The sequence below is a fragment of the Ruegeria sp. AB7 genome (genome assembly GCF_056542625.1).
On the sequence record NZ_JBQGAC010000001.1, the window covers coordinates 1,064,794 to 1,081,964 of the forward strand.

The following is a 17,171-nucleotide window of genomic DNA, read 5'->3' on the forward strand; positions in this document are numbered from 1 at the left end:
GGGACTGGACATGAAATTAGGTGTGATTTGCGACGGCATTTCCCGCGATCTGCGGCATGCCGTGGACGTGATGGACGAGTTCGGCCTGGACTATGCAGAGCTTCAATTCGTTGGCGATGCGGAGGTCGGGGATCATTCCCCGCAGCAAATTGCCGAGATCGACGCGCTTTTGCGCGACCGGGGCAAGCCTGTGTCATGTCTGTCGCGCCATATCTTTGCGGGGATGACAGCTGCCAATAGGCCCGGCGACGACCTCCACACTCGGCATATGGACGCCTTGAAACGCGTAATCGACATGGCGCATGTTGTTGGGTCTCCGCTGGTTCGGATCATGACGCAACGAAAAGAGCAGATACTGTGGGGAAAAAACGGCGCCGAGAAGTGGAACGTAGCGCATGGGGTATGGGACTCGATGCCGCCGCTGATCGCGCCGGCGGTTGAACTGGCAAGAGCTGAGGGCGTGACGCTTGTCGTGGAAACCGGAAACGGCACGCTGGTCAATTCCAACTATACAGCCCGCAAGCTGATTGACGAGTTGGACGCGAAAGACTCTTTGAAAGTGCTGTGGGACCCCGGAAACAACTGCTGGTGCCATGAACTGGCATATCCGGACGGTTATGAAGAACTGCGCGGCGGCTATCTGGGTCACATTCACATCAAGGACGTGAAGGTCGACACGCCACGGGCAACGCTGGAAGTGCGCCGCATGGGGGAAGGTCAGCTTGCGCCTTTGTTCCAACCCATCGCGGACGCGCTCAGATCCGACGCCTATGATGGCGTCATTTCCTTCGAGAGTGTTTATCACCCCGGCAACGGGAATTTCGAAGATGGTTTTCGTCTGTGTGTGGACCAGTTCAAAAGCCTGTTTGCATAAAAATATTGTCAATATGCGTTCAAAATCAAAAGCTTGACCCCCATTGCTGAATGCCAAGTGAGATGTAGAAAGCTGGGCGCGCTCGCGTGAAATCAAGGAAAGGGCCTGCTGGATGAAGCAAGAGTTTTTCGAGCTGTCGATTGAAACGCCGGGCAAATCCCTCATCGACATCAGCAGGATCGTTCAGCGTGCGGTGTCCGAACACGAATTTGTCTCGGGCCTGCTGACCCTTTGGTGCGTCCACACCGGTGCCGCGCTGTTGGTGCAGGCCAATGCCGATCCCGAAGTGCTCAAGGATATCGAGACGTTCTTCGAGAAACTCGTGCCCAAGTCACCAGGCAAGTATCACCACCGCCCGACCGAGGACGACAACGCTCCATCGCATCTGCGGGCGCTGTTGACGCAAACTCAGGTATCGATCCCGGTCGAACAGGGGCAGCTTCCGCTGGGTCGCGTACAAAGCCTGTACCTGTTCGAACATCGGGAAGCACCCAAGGCACGCCGATTGAAGGTGCACTACATCGGGACGTGATGCCTTGGATCACATGGAGCGTTGGCAGTGCTAACGCCCCATCCAGCCCCCGTCGACTACAAGGATTTCACCGTTGACGAAGTCCGACGCAGCAGAGGCCAGAAAGACCACCGGTCCGGCAAAATCAACAGGCGTACCCCAACGGCCTTGGGGTGTTCGTTCCAGGATCGACTTCGACCGGACCGGATCATCCCGCAGGGCTTGGGTGTTGTCGGTCGCGATGTAGCCAGGCGCGATCGCATTCACGTTTACGCCCTGCCCGGCCCATTCGTTGGCCAAGGCTTTGGTCAGCTGTCCAATCCCGCCTTTCGAGGCCGCATAGCCCGGAACGGTGATGCCGCCCTGAAAAGTAAGCAGCGATGCAGTGAAGATGATCTTCCCCGAGCCGCGCGCCAGCATATCCTTGCCGATCTCGCGTGACAGAACGAACTGCGAGGACAGGTTCACCTCCATCACTTCGTCCCACCAGTCGTCCGGGTGTTCGGCGGCGGGTTTGCGTTTGATCGTGCCGGCATTGTTGACAAGTATATCAGGGGTTTGTCCGTCGGCCCTCAACTGATCAATGAACCCATGCAGCGCGGTGCGATCCGAGAAGTCGCATTGGTAGGCCCGGAAATTGCGTCCCATCGCCGTCACGGCTTTTTCGACATCCGAGCCAGACAGCTCGAGCGAGGCGGACACTCCGATGATATTGGCTCCGGCCGATGCCAATGCTTCGGCCATACCGCGCCCGATACCGCGTTTGCACCCGGTCACAAGGGCCGTCTTTCCCGTCAGGTCGAAACTTTGCAAAACACTCATGAACGCGGTCCTACTTCGATCAGGCTTTTCATTGCGGTTGGGCTGCGATCCAGTGCTTCGAACGCGGCCTGGATGTCTGCCAGAGGGCTGACGTCCGTGATCACAACATCCGCGTCCACTCCGCCCGAGGCGACAACTGCAATGGCTTTCTCGTAATCCTCTGGCTCATAGACCCGAGCACCGATCAGTTGCAGCTCTCGCCAGAAGAACTGGAACAGGTCGATCTGGGGCTTTTGAGCATGGATCGCGACCATTACGATCCGGGCCCGAGTCGCTGCAACAGCGGTCATCGCATCAACACCGGGCTGCGTTCCCGACACTTCGAAAACTACATCTGCCCCTTTGTCGCCCGTGCGCGCGTTGATTGTGGACACCAGATCGGTTTCGATTGGGTTGATCGTGTCAAAGCCAAGTTTTTCAGCTATCGCAAGACGGTTCGGATTCACTTCGGAAATTACGACATTTCCACCCGCGTCCCGCGCAACCATGGCAACCAGGATGCCAATCGGGCCGCCGCCGATAACGACAACGTCCTCTCCAGGTTGCAGGTCAGACAGCCGCACATCGTGGCAGGCAACGGCAACCGGCTCGATCAGCGCCGCATGATCCATGCGCAAGTCATCCGGCAGAACGTGCAACGTGTGGGCCGGAACAGTCCAGATCTCTTGCATAGCGCCATCGGTGTCGAGGCCGAGAAACTTGAGATTCTGACAGATATGCTGATGCCCCCGCTTGCAAGCTGGGCATTCTCCGCAGTGATCAAGCGGTCGGACAACGACCTTCTGGCCGGGTTTGACCGTATCGACGCCCTCGCCCACCGCTTCGACCACACCTGACATCTCATGCCCAATCACCCGGTTCAGGCCGACGCGGGCATCCATGTTGCCGTGGTAGACGTGCATATCCGTCCCGCAAATCCCACAATAGGCAACACGAATGGCAGCCTCGCCGGGACCCGGATCTGTCGCTTGGGCTTGCTCTACTGCAAAGCTCTTTTTACCCCTGTAGTATGCGGCAGTGATCGTCTGGGTCGTCATCTATGCATCTCCTTGTGTTCCGCATTCAATTTGTCCCAGTCGAATTCCACTCCGGTTCCCGGGGTATCCGGGGCCACGGCCAGACAGTCTTCGACAACTAGTGGACGGGTCGTGTACTGGTCTATCGGGAATGAGTGTACTTCTAGCCAGCCTGCGTTGGGTTGCGCAGAAACAAGGCTGACGTGCAGCTCCTGCATCCCATGACTGCAAACCGGAATGCCGTGCTGTGCGCTTAGCGCGGCCACGCGCAGCCAGCCGGTGATTCCACCGCAGTTTGAGGCATCGGGCTGGACAAAACTCAGTTTCGCGTCATCAAAGGCGTATTCAAATTCGTGTATGGTGTGCAGGTTTTCACCCATGGCAAGGGGAACGCCCGTCGCTTCGACAATCCGACCATAACCTTTGTAATCGTCTGGAATAGTCGGTTCCTCGAACCACAGGATATCGCAGTCGGCGAACCCTCTGGCAGCGACGATGGCCTGTTCGACACTCATAGAGTAATTCGCATCGACCATGAAGAACCGGTCCGGCCCCAGCATCTCGCGCACCGCCCGGGCACGTGCAAGATCGTCGGCCAGGTCTGGTTGACCGACCTTGATCTTGACTGCGTTGAACCCACGCGCAAGGTACCCTTCGGTCTGACGCAGCAGTTTCTCCAACGAGAAATTCAGGTCGATCCCGCCGGCATAGGCCTTGCACCTTTTCGACGCTCCACCGGCCATCTGCCACAATGGCGCATTCTGCGTTCTGCCGCGAATATCCCACAGTGCAATATCCACGGCCGAGATGGCAAACGAGGCGATCCCGCCCCGTGCCACGTAGTGCACGTGCCACTGCATGGCATCGTACAGGCTTTCGATCTGTTCGGCGTCTTGTCCAACAAGGAACGGTGCCAGGTCATGCTTGATCATCGCCAGAATGGCGTGACCACCCTTTCCCCCGGTATAGGTATACCCGACCCCCTCGACCCCATCCGAGGTTTGAATGGTGACCGTGATCAATTGAAAAAACGTGTGATCCCCATGTTTGGCATCGACTAGGACTTCGGCGAGCGGAACGTTGAACAGCCGCGCTGATACACTTTCTATGCGATTCATTAACCTAAGACCTTCTGCTGCCTGGCAATAACCCGAGACTGTAAAAGGATGACCGCAAATAGAAAGCCTCCACGTATGACCATTTGCCAATAGGCACTGAAACTGATGGTGCCCTGACCGTTTTCAAAGTTTAGAACGTTGAAGACCAGCCCCAGCAACAGCGCGCCGGCGACGGTCGCAGGGATCGATCCCATCCCACCCGTCAACAAAGTGCCGCCTACAACCACAGAAGCGATGGCTGACAATTCCCATCCGATGCCTTCAAGGGGTTGCCCAGCTCCAAAACCCGAGGCAAGAAAGACTCCGGCCAGCCCCGCACAGCCACCCGACAGCAGGTAGACAAAAGCCTTGGCGCGATTGACCTTCAGACCCATGAGGTTCGAGGCATCCTCGCTGCCACCGATCGCCAAGACGGTCCGCCCGATGGTTGTTCTTTCCAGCACCAGCCAAAGTGCCAGAGTCAGTCCGGCCACGATGACGATCGCCCATGGGAACAGGCCAAACGCCTGCCCCATGCCAAGCTTGGTGAAGTTCGACCCCCAATCGACCGAAATTGTCTGGGCGCCCGAAATCACCAATGCGCCGCCTTTTGCAGCCAGCATGGTGGCCAGCGTGGCGATGAAGGGCGGGATCCGAAGGATGATTATGCAAAAGGCGTTGATCGCCCCGAAACCAACCCCGGCAAGAACGGCCCCCGGCAACGCAACCTGAATCCCATACGGGCTGAGATAGGCCGCAACAACCGAGGTAAAGGCCGCCACGGATCCGACCGACAGATCAATCCCGCCGGTCATGATCACAAAACACATGCCCAGCGCAATCGCGATGAACATCGCGTTGTAATTCAGGAAAGACGAGAAATTGTAGGCGCTGCCAAAGTTGTCATAGCGCATCAGCCCGAACAGAATCAAAGCCAGCAGTGCGATCCACACCGTCACCGAGGCCGAATTACGTCTAAGGTATTTTCGCAGGTCAAAAGCCGTTTCATCCAACATCGATTAAGTCCTCCGAAACTGCTGGACCCAAACGGCCAGGATAATGATGACGGCCTTGGCGATCAGTGCAACTTCGTCCTCTACCCCGTTGGCCAACAATGTATATTTGACCAACTGGATGATGACGGCACCCAGTATGGCACCAAAGATCGGCGCTCGCCCGCCTTGCAAAAGAGCCCCGCCAACAACCGCGGCCGCGATGGCATCAAGCTCCATCAGATTGCCGTTGCGCGCGGCGTCCGAGGCCGAGTTGATTGCAACCACGATCAAACCGGCTAGGCCCGCAAGCACCGCGCAGATTACATAGGCCCCGATCTTGACCCGTCGGACGGGACCACCCGACAGATAGGCCGCGCGTTCATTGCCCCCTATGGCCAGCAAGTAACGGCCCCATGTGGTTCTGGTGATCACCCAAAACAGCACACAGGCAATGGCCAGCGCCAGCCAGCCCTGGAACGGCAATCCAAGCACTTTACCAGTTCCAAGATAACTGAATGAAGGGTTTGAAAACGTCTGCAGGTTTCCGTTAGTCAAGACTTGGGCAATACCGCGACCAGAGATGAAGAGAATGAGCGTCGCAACGATGGGCTGCACGTTCAACACGGCAACCATCACGCCGTTGAACACCCCGCATAGCCCCGCAATGAACAGCGGCAGGACAATGGCCAAAGTGACGCCTAGCATCGGATTGGCAGCGCCCAGATCCGACAGAAAGATCAGCGGGGCCAGCGCCCCCGCCAGCGCCATGACCGCCCCAACCGACAGATCGATCCCACCCGTGGCGATTACCAGCGTCATCCCCATGGCCACGATGGCGATCGTAGCGACCTGGCTGATATTTACGAACAGGGTTTGCAGTTGCAGGAAATTAGGTGTGAAAAACGCGTTGAACACCAGCAGGGCGACTAACGCGGCGATGCCGCCGTGAAAGCGGAAGGGCATTGATGCGACCCGTTGCGGCAACTTCATTGCGCGGTCCATGAACCAGTTCCTTCTTCATGATGCGCAAGCGCACGCACCAGTATGTTCTCGGTGACCCCGGGGTTGGTCAGTTCCTTGACCGAGCGCCCCTCGTGCATGACAACGATGCGATCGGCGCCTTCCACCAGCTCTTCGAATTCCGAACTGATGAGAACGACGCCAAACCCCTTCTCGACATAAGACCGAATGAACGATTGGATCTCTCGCTTGGCGCCAACATCCACGCCTCGGGTCGGCTCGTCGAGTATCAGGATGTCGGGCTGCGTCGCCAGCCAACGGGCAAGCAGCACCTTCTGCTGGTTGCCGCCGGACAATTCGCGAATGGGTTGGTCCATATGCGCCGCCTTGATGCCCAGATCGTCGATGAACGCCTGAACAATCTCGCGCTCGCGGGCAAAATCGATCTGACCACGGCTGGCCAGTTTCGGCAGCAGGGCCAGCGTCATGTTCTCGCGCACGGACATGTCTGGAATGATCCCTTCGGCCTTGCGATCTTCGGTCAGAAAGCCGACGCCGTTCGCGATCGCGTCACCCGGTCCGGACGGTTGACCGACCGTGCCATGCAACTCGATTGCGCCGCTGCGTTTCCCGTCCACTCCGAACAAAGCGCGCGCCGCCTCGGTCCGGCCAGAGCCCAGCAATCCGCCCAACCCGACGATTTCCCCGCGGTGGAGCGTGAGGTCGAAATGCGTCAGCCGCGGGCCTGTTGAAACAGAGTCCGCCCGTAAAACGATATCGCCTTTCTTGGCCTTGGCACCTGCGAAGTCCGTCAAACCGTCTGCCGCGATCTCATCCTTGTTGCGGCCCAGCATGTCCGCGATCATTTCCAGTTTGGTCGTGTCCTGGACGTTACGCGTGCTGACGGTGCGCCCATCTCGCATCGTTGTGACTCGATCGCATATTTGGAACAGCTCATCGAGGAAATGCGAAACATAAAGAACAGACACGCCCTGTTTCTTCAACTCGCGCACAACACCGAACAGCACCTCGACTTCGCTGGCATCCAGCGACGACGTGGGTTCGTCCATGATGACAAGTTTCGCATCCAGCGAAACAGCCCGCGCAATTGCAACCAACTGCTGGATCGCTGTCGAGAAATTTCCTAACGGCTCGGTCACGTCGATATCTATGCCAAAGCGCGTAAGCACCTCGCGTGCGCGCCTGTTGCCCTCGCGCCAGTCGACCAGAAAGCCGAGACGTTTGGGCTCGTACCCCATAATGATGTTTTCAGTCACTGACCGCAGCGGTACCAGGTTGAGCTCTTGATAGATGGTGGCAATTCCGGATTCCTGCGCTTCGCGCGGAGTGGAAATTCGGCTTGGCACGCCCGCCAGATGAACGTCGCCGGCATCCCGATCGTAAACTCCGGTCAGAACCTTGATCATCGTCGATTTGCCCGCACCGTTCTGGCCGATCAGCGCATGAACCTCGCCGGGCGCGATTTCCAGGTTGGCCTGGCTAAGTGCCGGCACGCCGGCAAAGGACTTTTCAATTCCCGACATCGAGACGAGCGCATTCATGAGATGTCTTCCTCCGATTGCTTGCAGGCGGCGCCGACCACAGGCCAGCACCACCCACCAGGGAGAATCAATAGGCTTCGTCGATGTGATCGGCCGCATTGTCTTTGGTAAAGATGCGATCTTCGACTTTCACCCATTCCGGGATCGCCTCGCCAGCTGCGTATTTTTTCATGACTTCACAAGCCAGAGGGCCGAAGAAGGGTGAGCTTTCCACCGTCACCCCCATCTTGCCATCGATAATAGCCTGAAGTGCATCGCGTGTCCCGTCGATCGAAACAATGGTCACGTCCTCGCCGGGCTTGCGGCCGGCCAGTTCCAGAGCCTGGATCGCACCGATCGCCATCTCGTCATTGTGGGCGTAGACCACGTTCACATCGGGGTGCGCCTGCAGCAGGGTTTCCATCACCTGACGACCCAGGTCGCGCGCAAAGTCACCGGTCTGAGAAGCCACGATCTCAAAGCGGTCATCCGCTGCAATCGCGTCGTCGAAACCTTTTTTGCGGTCATTTGCAGGTGAAGAACCAGTCGTGCCCTCCAACTGGACGATGACGCCATTGTCGCCGTCGAAATTCTCCATCAGCCACTGTGCGGCCCGGTTGCCCTGATCAATAAAATCCGACCCAAGGAACGCCACAAAATGCTCGCCCGGCTTGGCAACGGCCGGATCAACCGAGCGGTCCACCAAAAAGGTCGGGATTCCCGCTGCACGGGCCTTCATAACGGCTGGGATCAACGGCTTTTCTTCCCGCGGGGGCAGGAACAGAACGTCGATGCCTTGGGCGATCATGCTGTCCACATCCGCAACCTGCTTGGCCGCAGATCCGGCCGCATCCGTCGCGATCAGATCCCAGCCACAGGCCTCGGCTGTGTCATGGAAAGATTTCGTTTCGGCAATGCGCCACGGGTTGTTCGATTCCATCTGCGCAAAGCCGACCTTGTAGCGATCCTTCTGCTCAAGCGGTGGCAGATCCTGCGCGATCACCGTGGTGCCCAACAGCGCACCCGCGACAACCGTCGAGATCAAAAGAGTTCTGCGTTTCATGGTTATTCCTCCTCCATTGGTGCGGTCGCCTCCGTTTTGACCGCGAGTTCTCAGGTCATGCCCAATTCATGTAAGTCGTCTGTTTCCTCAGATAGCCATCGAAGCCATACGCGCCGTCTTCGCCCCCAACCCCGGACAAACCCCAACCGGTGTGAAATCCCTGTACGGCCTCACCATTGGAGCGGTTCAGGTACAATTCGCCGAACTTCAAACGGCTCGGGGCCTCCATCAATCGCCGGTGCGATCCCGTAAAGAGATAGGCAGACAGCCCGAATGATGTGTCATTCGCAAATTCTATCGCCTGATCAAAATCTTCGACTCGCATGGCTGTCGCCACAGGGCCAAAAACCTCCTCTTGCATCGCGGCATTGCCGTTGTCTGAGACCTCAAGAACCGTCGGGGACATCCAGTGTCCTTTGCGGTGCGCGCTGTCCAACAGGGGCCCGCCTTCCAGATGAACCGTGGCACCTTCCGTGATGCTGCGCTTAATGATTTCGTCGACCTTGGACACCTCGGCCTTGCTGACTTTGGGACCCAGATCGCAGTCCTCCATCGGATCCCCGATCGACAAAGCACGGGCCGCAGACACGAATTTTTCAAGAAACTGATCCGCAATGCCGCGATGTAGATACATACGCTCGTTGCAGGTGCAAATCTGGCCGCAATTGGCAAACCGGGCGGCAATCGCGGCCGAAACGGCGGCGTCAATATCCGCATCCTCCATCACGATGAACGGAGCCTTGCCGCCAAGCTCGAGCCGGACAACCTTGATCCGGTCGGCCGCGGCGCGAAAAATCTCTTTACCGGCTCGTGTGCTGCCGGTCATTGTGATCAGTGAGGTATCGGGGTGTTCGACCAACCGCTGCCCTACCACCGGCCCCTTGCCTGTCAGAACATTCAGAACACCGGGCGGAAACCCGACCTTTTCGGCAAGCTCGGCGATCGCGAGACCGGACAGCGGCGTGATTTCGTGCCCCAACAGAACAACAGTGTTGCCCGCGACCAGCGCAGGCCCGACTTTCCTGGCGGCCAATGCCAACGGATAGTTCCAGGCCGTCAACGCAACAACAACGCCATAAGGATGACGCCGGATCTGGATTTCCTCGGACTTGTTGTCCGATGCCACTATGTCACCCGAAATCCTCCGGGCCTCTTCAGCCGCATGGCAAAGAAAGGTAACAGCGGCATCAACTTCACTTCGGGCCTGCGTGATCGGCTTGCCCTGCTCGACCGTGATCAAGGCTGCCAGACGCCCGGCGTCAATCCGGATGGCTTCGGCCAACCGCTGAACCAGTCGCGCCCGCTCGATCGCCGGACGCGAGGACCACGAGCTAAAAGCACGATGGGCCGCCTCGACGGCCGCATCCGCATGAGCGGCACCGCCATCTGGAACTTGCGCAACGATCTCTTCATTTGCAGGGTTCTCGACACCAACCGTGTCCGCGTCAGAGTCGGTAAAGCGGCCATCGATGAACATCGAATGCCGAACCACCTGACCCAACTCCCCCACCACAGACCGCAATTTCGCCTCCCGCGTTTGCTCGGTCAGACCACATTGGCGACCGCACTGCCGATCAAAACACTAATAATATTATTTCGTCAACACTAATATTAATTACTATTCACTAATATTAGTTGCGTGTCCTCCGCATAGTCGATAAAAAGGAAGCGAACAAAAAGGTTGAGCGATGAACGATCAAGCGAACAAGACCGGGCAGCACAGGGGCGTGGGACGAGTCGCGGGCCGGCAGCGCATAACGATGCATGATATTGCACGCGTCGCCGGGTGCTCACAGACGACAGTATCGCTGGTTCTAAACAAGAACGATTCCGTCAAAATCTCCGAGGACACAAAGCAAAGAGTCCTGGATGCCGCCAACACGCTTGGATACGCCATGCCCTCTCAACTCAGGAAACCCCAGGACAGCGCGCCTCGACCCTCGGCGTTAGACGGCACCATCGCTTTTGTCGTGGACGATCTGGCGTCGAGCCCCGAAATGGTAAACGCGTTTAATGGCGTGAAACAGGCCGTTCGGGACACGGGAAATCTTGTATTGCTGGCAGAAACCCAAAACGACCCCGAGGTCGAACCCAGAACGCTTAGGTATTTCCTCGACCAACAGGTTGCGGGCATCATTTACGCAACCGTTTTCACCCGGCGGGTGGTCGTTCCGGAAATACTCAGGCAGACCGCAACCCCGGTTCTGCTGCTGAACTGCTTTTGCGACGACCTCTCTTTTCCTGCGGTGATCCCCGGCGAAGTCGCTGCTGGACATACGGCGACCAACGCCCTGATCAAGGCGGGGCACAAACGAATCGCCACCATCACCGGCGAGCCGTTCATGGAATGCGCCGCAGGGCGAACGACCGGGTACAGAAACGCCCTTGCTTCCGCCGACATCCCATTTGACGAGGATTTGGTCATCGAGGGCAACTGGCTGCCCAGCGCAGGCTATGCTGCCACGCGCGAATTGATGGACCTGCCCTCTCCGCCAACCGCCATTTTCTGTCAGAATGACCGAATGGCGATCGGCTGCTATGAGGCGCTCAAGGAACTTGGCCTATCCATCCCCGAAGACATCTCGGTCATCGGATTTGACGATGACGAAACCGCGCGACACCTGTCGCCCCCCCTGACCTCGATGATCCTTCCAACTAGGGCGATGGGACGCTGGGTCATCGAACAGTTGTTCCACGGTCCGACGGATGGTCAGCGACACCCTCTCGTGAAGCTTGAATGCGAACTGGTGGAGCGCGACTCGATCAGCGAACCCAAACGCCGGTCCTGAAGGCGAACTCATGACGGAAACCTTCGATCATATCGTCATCGGCGGCGGCTCTGCCGGCGCAGCCGCTGCAGCGCGACTGGTCAACCAGGGCAAGTGCAGGGTTCTGGTGCTGGAGGCCGGGCATTCGCACCGCCATCCGTTGCTGGACATGCCGCCGGGTATCTTCAAGATGATCAACGGGTCCAAGTTCATGACCTACCACCAGACCGAACCGCAGGACCACCTGGACGGTCGCGTGCATGACATTCCGCAGGCCAACGTGCTGGGTGGCGGGTCGTCTGTGAATGCCCAGGTCTATATGCGCGGCCGCCCTTCTGATTATGACGCGTGGGACGACCTGCTACGACAGACCAACGACGGGGTCGGCTGGGGATGGGATGATGTGCTGCCCTACTTCCGTAGAATGGAAGACAATAACAGGCTTCACAATGACCTGCATGGCAGCAACGGTCCGGTGCAGGTCTCGGATCCGGGGCATATCGACGACATGTCACGTTGGTTTGTTCAGTCGGTGCAGGCCCTTGGCGAACCATTCAACACGGACTTTAACGGCGCAACGCAGCGCGGTGTCGGGTTCTATCAGTTCACCAATCGCGCCGGTAAGCGCAGTTCGTCTGCCTATGCGTTTCTCGCCCCTCTCGAGACGAACCCGAACTTGACCATCCAGCTTGACGCAACGGTCAGCAAAGTCATCATCGAAAACGATAAGGCCGTCGGCGTGCAGTACCGAGACAAACGCGGAGCCCACACGGTCCGGTGCGATGGTGAAGTTGTCGTTGCGGCGGGCGCTCTGGTGACGCCAAAAATCCTAATGCTATCAGGCATCGGACCCGATGCACATCTTGCCGATCACGGTATTCCCGTGATCTGCCCATTGCCTGGGGTTGGCCAGAACCTGATCGACCACCCCGAAGTTCCAATTACCGCCTTTGCCAACGGTCCCTACGGATACTTCAAACAAGGTGAGGGCTGGCGGATGCTTCGCAACGGCATCCAGTTCAAACTGTTCGGCAGCGGACCGGTGACTTCCGCCGGAGTCGAAGCCGGCGCGTTTGTCAATCCGTCGATTCCTGATGGAGAACCAACCATTCAAGCTTTTTGCGTGCCAATTGTTTATCTGGATCGCGACGCTCTGGAAGAGGTGCAGGATGACTTTGGCCTGACCGTTACGACCGTCGTGGTCAAACCGAAATCACGCGGAGAGGTCCGGCTTCGCTCGGCCGATCCTCACACCATGCCAGTGGTCTCGCCCAACCTTCTGAAGCATGAAGACGACATGCAGGAGATGATCCGGGGGCAGCGGTTCTTTCGCCGGGCATTCACTTCGGGCCCGCTTGCTCAAAGGGTTCGCGAAATCGTCATTCCCACAGCGGACGACGACCAGACGCTACGAGCACATTGCAAGCGATTCGTAAAAACCAACTATCACCCGGCGGGCACTGCCAAAATGGGCCGGGACGGCGACGGAATGGCCGTGCTGGACGCCAGGATGCGCGTGCGCGGAATCGAGAGCTTGCGGGTGTGCGACATGTCAGCCGTGCCCGACATCAACGCCGGCAACACAAACGCACCTGCCATGATGCTGGGCGAACGATGCGCCGACCTGATCCTCGGCATCGGATCAGCCCGCGAGATACGCAATTCCTAACCTGAGCTGCGGCGTCGCCCGTCATTGATCCGATTTCTAACGCAGAATATGGCGTCGCCCTGCCCGACCCACCGAAAATAGACTACCCTGCCTCAATGCGCAGAACGTGGCCAAAGGTCATGGCGCGGACGGAAAACGCCTTACAGAAAATCGTCCCGCCTGGGCGTGAAGCAGTCGATCAACTCTCCGGCAGCCAGGCAAACACAACCATGGCTTACACCGGACGGAATGATCAGGCTGTCACCGGGTTCCAACGCTCGCTCCTGATCTCCGATGACAAAGTTGAACCGCCCAGACCGCACAAATGTCGACTGCACATGCGGATGGTCGTGCAACACGCCTTCGGCACCTTCTTCAAACCGGAATGAAACCATCATGAGGTCTTCATTATCCGCCAAAACCTGGCGCGTGACACCTGATGCAGGTGATACAATCGGATAGCTCTTGGTCATAATGCGAGGTCCTTAGTCAGTTGGCGGCGTTCAATTTACTCGAAATACTCGGCATGTTTCGAGTGAACCTCCTCGATGGTCTTGTCGATACGGCCCAAATGACGGCGTATTGTCTCGGTCGCAGTCGCCTCGTCGCGGTCTGCTAGCGCTTTTGCCAGCTCAACATGATCCCGAACCAGAATGTCGGCCTCGCTCTCGCGCCCAAGGCTTAGAACGCACAGGCGATCGATCTTTCTTTTGCATTCCTGAATCGTATTGAAGGCCAGCGGGTTGCCGCTCAACTCACAAATCAGCCGGTGAAAGTCATAGTCGAGCTGATGGAACTTTTCGGCCTCGTTCCCTGAAACGACATCTTTCTGCTGCTTGAGATTGTCTTCCAGTTGCTTCGAATACTCGGGCTTCCAGTTCCGACATGCAGCGCGCACCACTTCCAACTCGACCGAGAGGCGAACAAAGCGTGCATGACCGATGCGTTCCATGGAAAAACTACGTACCCGCGTGGCTTTCTGTGGCCGGATCAGCAGCAAATCCTGCGCCTCAAGCCTGTTGAAAGCATCGCGGACCGGCTGCCTCGACACTTCGAACTTTTTTGCAATATCTGCTTCGGACAGTTTTGTTCCCGGCAGAATTTCCAGTGAAACGATCGCCTCGTACAAACTCTCATATACGATGTCAGTGGTGGTGCGCCGCTCGATTTTATCCGTAATACTTTGCATTTCCTGCCTTTTTCTGCGCGTGACCAACACCGGCGGCATTCTGGGCCACTAGGCCCCTCCCTCCGATATTCCTCAATGTATCTCCAACCAATCCTATTGGCACGCGCCGTGCGATGCTTTTTGAGGATCCCAAACAAAATTGTTGACAATACTAGTATCCTAGTCGACTACAATAGGCAACACTGCTGAATGCTCGTTAAGGCTCAAAGACCAAAACGGGCGCACTGACTGGATGACCGGGGACCCAAAGGGACAGGAAAATGACCGAATTGAACGCTGAACAGATTGGCCCTTACTTGGAACTGGCAGGGAAGGTTGCGATCGTAACCGGCGGCGGACGGGACATTGGCCGCGCCTGCGTCATGAAACTGGCCAAGGCTGGAGCGTCGATCGCGATCAACTATCACAGCTCATCTTCGGGTGCGGAATCGGCGGTTCAGGAAATAACGGCTGCCGGAGGTAAGGCGATTGCCATACAGGGCGACATGACCTCCGGTGCGGATGTGGAAAGGCTGATCTCGGAGACTATTGCGACATTCGGACCTCGGATCGACATTCTTGCCCACGTGACCGGCGGATTGCTGGCCCGGAAGACCCTGTCTGAGATGGATATGGAGCATTGGTGCCATGTCATGGACCTGAACACCACTTCTTTTGCTCGCGCTGTTCAGGCCGTGTTGCCGCATATGAAAAAAGGCGGCGCGATCGTCGGGTTTGCGAGTCAGGCGGGGCGTGACGGGGGTGGCCCAGGCGCCGTCGCCTATGCGGCCTCGAAGGGTGCGGTCATGACGATGACGCGTGGATTGGCCAAAGAACTGGGGCCGGACATCCGGGTAAATTCGGTTTGCCCGGGCATGATCGACACCGATTTTCACAATGTCTTCACAAAAAGCGAAGTGCGGACCAACGTGGCCGGCGCCACGCCGCTTAAACGCGAAGGCACATCTGAGGATGTCGCCAATCTGGTCGCCTATCTGGCCTCAGACGCCGCTGCTTTCATTACGGGCGCGAACATCGACATCAACGGAGGCCTGCTCTTTTCATAACCGGCCTTCGCCGGGCATCGAGTCAACTGTCTGTTTTCTAGGGAGGAAAATATGAATATCAAACTGACTAAAACGCTGATGAGCGCCGCGACCGTGGTCGCAATTACCGGGAGCGCATCCTTCGCAGAGGATTGGCGCGGGTGGAATATCCACGTGGACGGTTACCCAAACACCATCGCGATGGACAAATTCGCAGAACTCATTACGGAAAAAACTGGCGGTGAAATCAGCCTTCAAATGTTCCATGGGGGCACGCTGGGCAGTCAGCCCGACGCGGTTGAACAGGTCCGCGCAGGCGCATTGGAAGTCGGCAACTTTAACCTGGGCCCAATTGGCCCGATTGTCGCCGAGGCCAATGTTGTATCGTTGCCCTTTATATTCAAAGACGTCCCGCACATGTTCCGCGTCTTGGACAGTGATGGTGGCGAGGCAATTGCAGCGGGCATGGCAGCCAAAGGCTTGACACCTCTTGCGTGGTATGACGCTGGCGCTCGCTCCTTCTACAACGGAACAAAGGCAATCAACGCACCTGCCGATGTTGAGGGAATGAAAGTTCGGGTCATGAATAATGACCTCTTTACAGGCATGATTTCTGAGCTTGGTGGCAACCCATCGCCAATGGCGTTTGCCGAAGTTTATCAGGCGCTGAAAACCGGTGTCGTCGATGGTGCCGAAAACAACTGGCCATCGTACGAGTCAACTGGCCACTTCGAAGTTGCAGGTTTCTATTCGCTGTCTCAGCACCTGATCATACCCGAATGTATCTGCATTAATACCGACACGTTCAACGCACTGTCACCTGAGATGCAGGCCGCGGTTCGAGAGGCAGCTCAGGAATCTGCAAAACTTCAGCGGCAATTGTGGGCCGAGCGCGAAGCAGCCAGCCGTACAGCCGTCGAAGAAGCTGGTGTGGTCGTGAATGAAGTGGCCGACAAAGCCCCGTTTCAAGCGGCTATGGGCCCGGTTTACGAAGCCTACTTTACTACGAACCCCGATTTACGCCCGCTTGTCGAGACTATCCAGGCGACGGACTGATTTAGCTACATTGGGTCTGATATTGTCCGGTCCCGCACATGCGGGTCCGGACGCCTGATCAAGAGTTGTGAGCCAATGAGTTATACTTCCCTGCCCCCGGCACCAGTGCGCAAGATGATCCAGATCCTGGATTGGATCGCCGATATTTGCCGGGTTTTGACTGGTGTCGCACTGGTTGTCATCACGGTCATATTCGGATGGCTTGTATTTGGTCGCTATGTCCTGAATGCGACGCCGACCTGGGTCGAGCAGGTCGCCTTGCTACTCGTCATGACAATAGCGTTTCTCGGGGCGGCTGTAGGTGTACACGATAACACGCACTTGTCCGTGTCTCTCGTGCGTTCCGCAGTTCCTCCACGTGTGAGGACCATTTTGGTTATCTGCACAGACGTGCTTATGTCTGGGTTCGGCGCTTTGATGCTGTGGTTCGGAGCTCGACTTACGATCTTTAAGTGGGGATCGCTAATCCCATTGATTCAAGTCCCCGAAGGCTTGCGTTCATTGCCTCTCACAATTGGCGGAGGACTCATATTACTCTTTTCCGTTGGTCATCTAATCCGCCTCTATGTCGGTTTTGACGAGCGCAATGACAGCATCGAATAGAGG

The 17,171-nt window shown here is 57.3% G+C and carries 17 protein-coding genes; 7 read left to right on the plus strand and 10 right to left on the minus strand.

Going from position 1 to position 17,171, the window contains the following annotated elements:
* The first annotated feature begins 10 nt into the window (after nucleotides 1-10).
* Nucleotides 11-874 (plus strand): sugar phosphate isomerase/epimerase family protein, encoded by an 864-nt coding sequence (locus tag ACR0EN_RS05345; protein ID WP_480585548.1) that lies wholly within the window; start codon nucleotides 11-13, stop codon nucleotides 872-874.
* 112 nt (nucleotides 875-986) lie between these two features.
* On the plus strand, nucleotides 987-1,406 hold the full coding sequence (locus ACR0EN_RS05350) for a secondary thiamine-phosphate synthase enzyme YjbQ (RefSeq protein WP_170646485.1): 420 nt from the start codon (nucleotides 987-989) through the stop codon (nucleotides 1,404-1,406).
* 30 nt (nucleotides 1,407-1,436) lie between these two features.
* On the opposite strand, the gene ACR0EN_RS05355 is transcribed toward ACR0EN_RS05350, so the two are convergent.
* The 8 genes from ACR0EN_RS05355 to ACR0EN_RS05390 all read right to left on the minus strand — a co-directional run bounded on the left by ACR0EN_RS05355 (nucleotide 1,437) and on the right by ACR0EN_RS05390 (nucleotide 10,392).
* Entirely contained in the window at nucleotides 1,437-2,207 is a 771-nt protein-coding gene (locus ACR0EN_RS05355) for an SDR family oxidoreductase (protein WP_170466258.1), read from the minus strand.
* A complete protein-coding gene (locus tag ACR0EN_RS05360) occupies nucleotides 2,204-3,244 on the minus strand; it encodes a zinc-dependent alcohol dehydrogenase (protein ID WP_480561291.1) in 1,041 nt (346 codons plus the stop codon). Before ACR0EN_RS05360 ends, ACR0EN_RS05355 begins: the two co-directional genes overlap by 4 nt.
* A complete protein-coding gene (locus ACR0EN_RS05365) occupies nucleotides 3,241-4,341 on the minus strand; it encodes a mandelate racemase/muconate lactonizing enzyme family protein (protein ID WP_223117812.1) in 1,101 nt (366 codons plus the stop codon). The genes ACR0EN_RS05360 and ACR0EN_RS05365 overlap by 4 nt, the downstream gene beginning before the upstream one ends.
* Nucleotides 4,341-5,336: an ABC transporter permease gene (locus ACR0EN_RS05370; RefSeq protein ID WP_170403549.1), complete on the minus strand. Its 996-nt coding sequence runs from the start codon at nucleotides 5,334-5,336 to the stop codon at nucleotides 4,341-4,343. The genes ACR0EN_RS05365 and ACR0EN_RS05370 overlap by 1 nt, the downstream gene beginning before the upstream one ends.
* 3 nt (nucleotides 5,337-5,339) lie before the next feature.
* Nucleotides 5,340-6,317, minus strand: a complete 978-nt coding sequence (locus ACR0EN_RS05375; protein ID WP_170396131.1) for an ABC transporter permease — start codon at nucleotides 6,315-6,317, stop codon at nucleotides 5,340-5,342.
* The gene (locus ACR0EN_RS05380; protein ID WP_480453813.1) at nucleotides 6,302-7,837 is read right to left on the minus strand and encodes a sugar ABC transporter ATP-binding protein; all 1,536 of its coding nucleotides are present in this window, start codon (nucleotides 7,835-7,837) and stop codon (nucleotides 6,302-6,304) included. Before ACR0EN_RS05380 ends, ACR0EN_RS05375 begins: the two co-directional genes overlap by 16 nt.
* Before the next feature lie 67 nt (nucleotides 7,838-7,904).
* The gene (locus ACR0EN_RS05385; protein ID WP_170396129.1) at nucleotides 7,905-8,879 is read right to left on the minus strand and encodes an ABC transporter substrate-binding protein; all 975 of its coding nucleotides are present in this window, start codon (nucleotides 8,877-8,879) and stop codon (nucleotides 7,905-7,907) included.
* Nucleotides 8,880-8,934: 55 nt separating this feature from the next.
* Nucleotides 8,935-10,392, minus strand: coding sequence for an aldehyde dehydrogenase family protein (locus ACR0EN_RS05390; RefSeq protein WP_480585699.1), 1,458 nt, complete (start codon nucleotides 10,390-10,392; stop codon nucleotides 8,935-8,937).
* 247 nt (nucleotides 10,393-10,639) lie between these two features.
* Between ACR0EN_RS05390 and ACR0EN_RS05395 the strand changes: the two genes are divergently transcribed.
* Together ACR0EN_RS05395 and ACR0EN_RS05400 are read left to right on the plus strand one after the other, a co-directional pair.
* Nucleotides 10,640-11,668 (plus strand): LacI family DNA-binding transcriptional regulator, encoded by a 1,029-nt coding sequence (locus ACR0EN_RS05395; RefSeq protein WP_170817999.1) that lies wholly within the window; start codon nucleotides 10,640-10,642, stop codon nucleotides 11,666-11,668.
* 10 nt (nucleotides 11,669-11,678) lie between these two features.
* A complete protein-coding gene (locus ACR0EN_RS05400) occupies nucleotides 11,679-13,316 on the plus strand; it encodes a GMC family oxidoreductase (RefSeq protein WP_480585552.1) in 1,638 nt (545 codons plus the stop codon).
* A 140-nt stretch (nucleotides 13,317-13,456) separates the two neighbouring features.
* Here ACR0EN_RS05400 and ACR0EN_RS05405 read toward each other — a convergent pair whose 3' ends face one another.
* The gene (locus ACR0EN_RS05405; RefSeq protein ID WP_170396125.1) at nucleotides 13,457-13,768 is read right to left on the minus strand and encodes a cupin domain-containing protein; all 312 of its coding nucleotides are present in this window, start codon (nucleotides 13,766-13,768) and stop codon (nucleotides 13,457-13,459) included.
* A gap of 35 nt (nucleotides 13,769-13,803) precedes the next feature.
* Nucleotides 13,804-14,484, minus strand: coding sequence for a GntR family transcriptional regulator (locus tag ACR0EN_RS05410; protein ID WP_170818000.1), 681 nt, complete (start codon nucleotides 14,482-14,484; stop codon nucleotides 13,804-13,806).
* Nucleotides 14,485-14,744: 260 nt separating this feature from the next.
* Here ACR0EN_RS05410 and ACR0EN_RS05415 point away from each other — a divergent pair, with 260 nt between their 5' ends.
* The 3 genes from ACR0EN_RS05415 (at nucleotide 14,745) to ACR0EN_RS05425 (ending at nucleotide 17,168) form a co-directional block, all read left to right on the plus strand.
* On the plus strand, nucleotides 14,745-15,530 hold the full coding sequence (locus ACR0EN_RS05415; protein WP_480585554.1) for an SDR family NAD(P)-dependent oxidoreductase: 786 nt from the start codon (nucleotides 14,745-14,747) through the stop codon (nucleotides 15,528-15,530).
* Between the two features lie 51 nt (nucleotides 15,531-15,581).
* Nucleotides 15,582-16,565, plus strand: coding sequence for a TRAP transporter substrate-binding protein (locus tag ACR0EN_RS05420; protein ID WP_170396121.1), 984 nt, complete (start codon nucleotides 15,582-15,584; stop codon nucleotides 16,563-16,565).
* Between the two features lie 75 nt (nucleotides 16,566-16,640).
* Nucleotides 16,641-17,168 (plus strand): TRAP transporter small permease, encoded by a 528-nt coding sequence (locus ACR0EN_RS05425; protein ID WP_170396119.1) that lies wholly within the window; start codon nucleotides 16,641-16,643, stop codon nucleotides 17,166-17,168.
* Nucleotides 17,169-17,171: the final 3 nt, after the last annotated feature.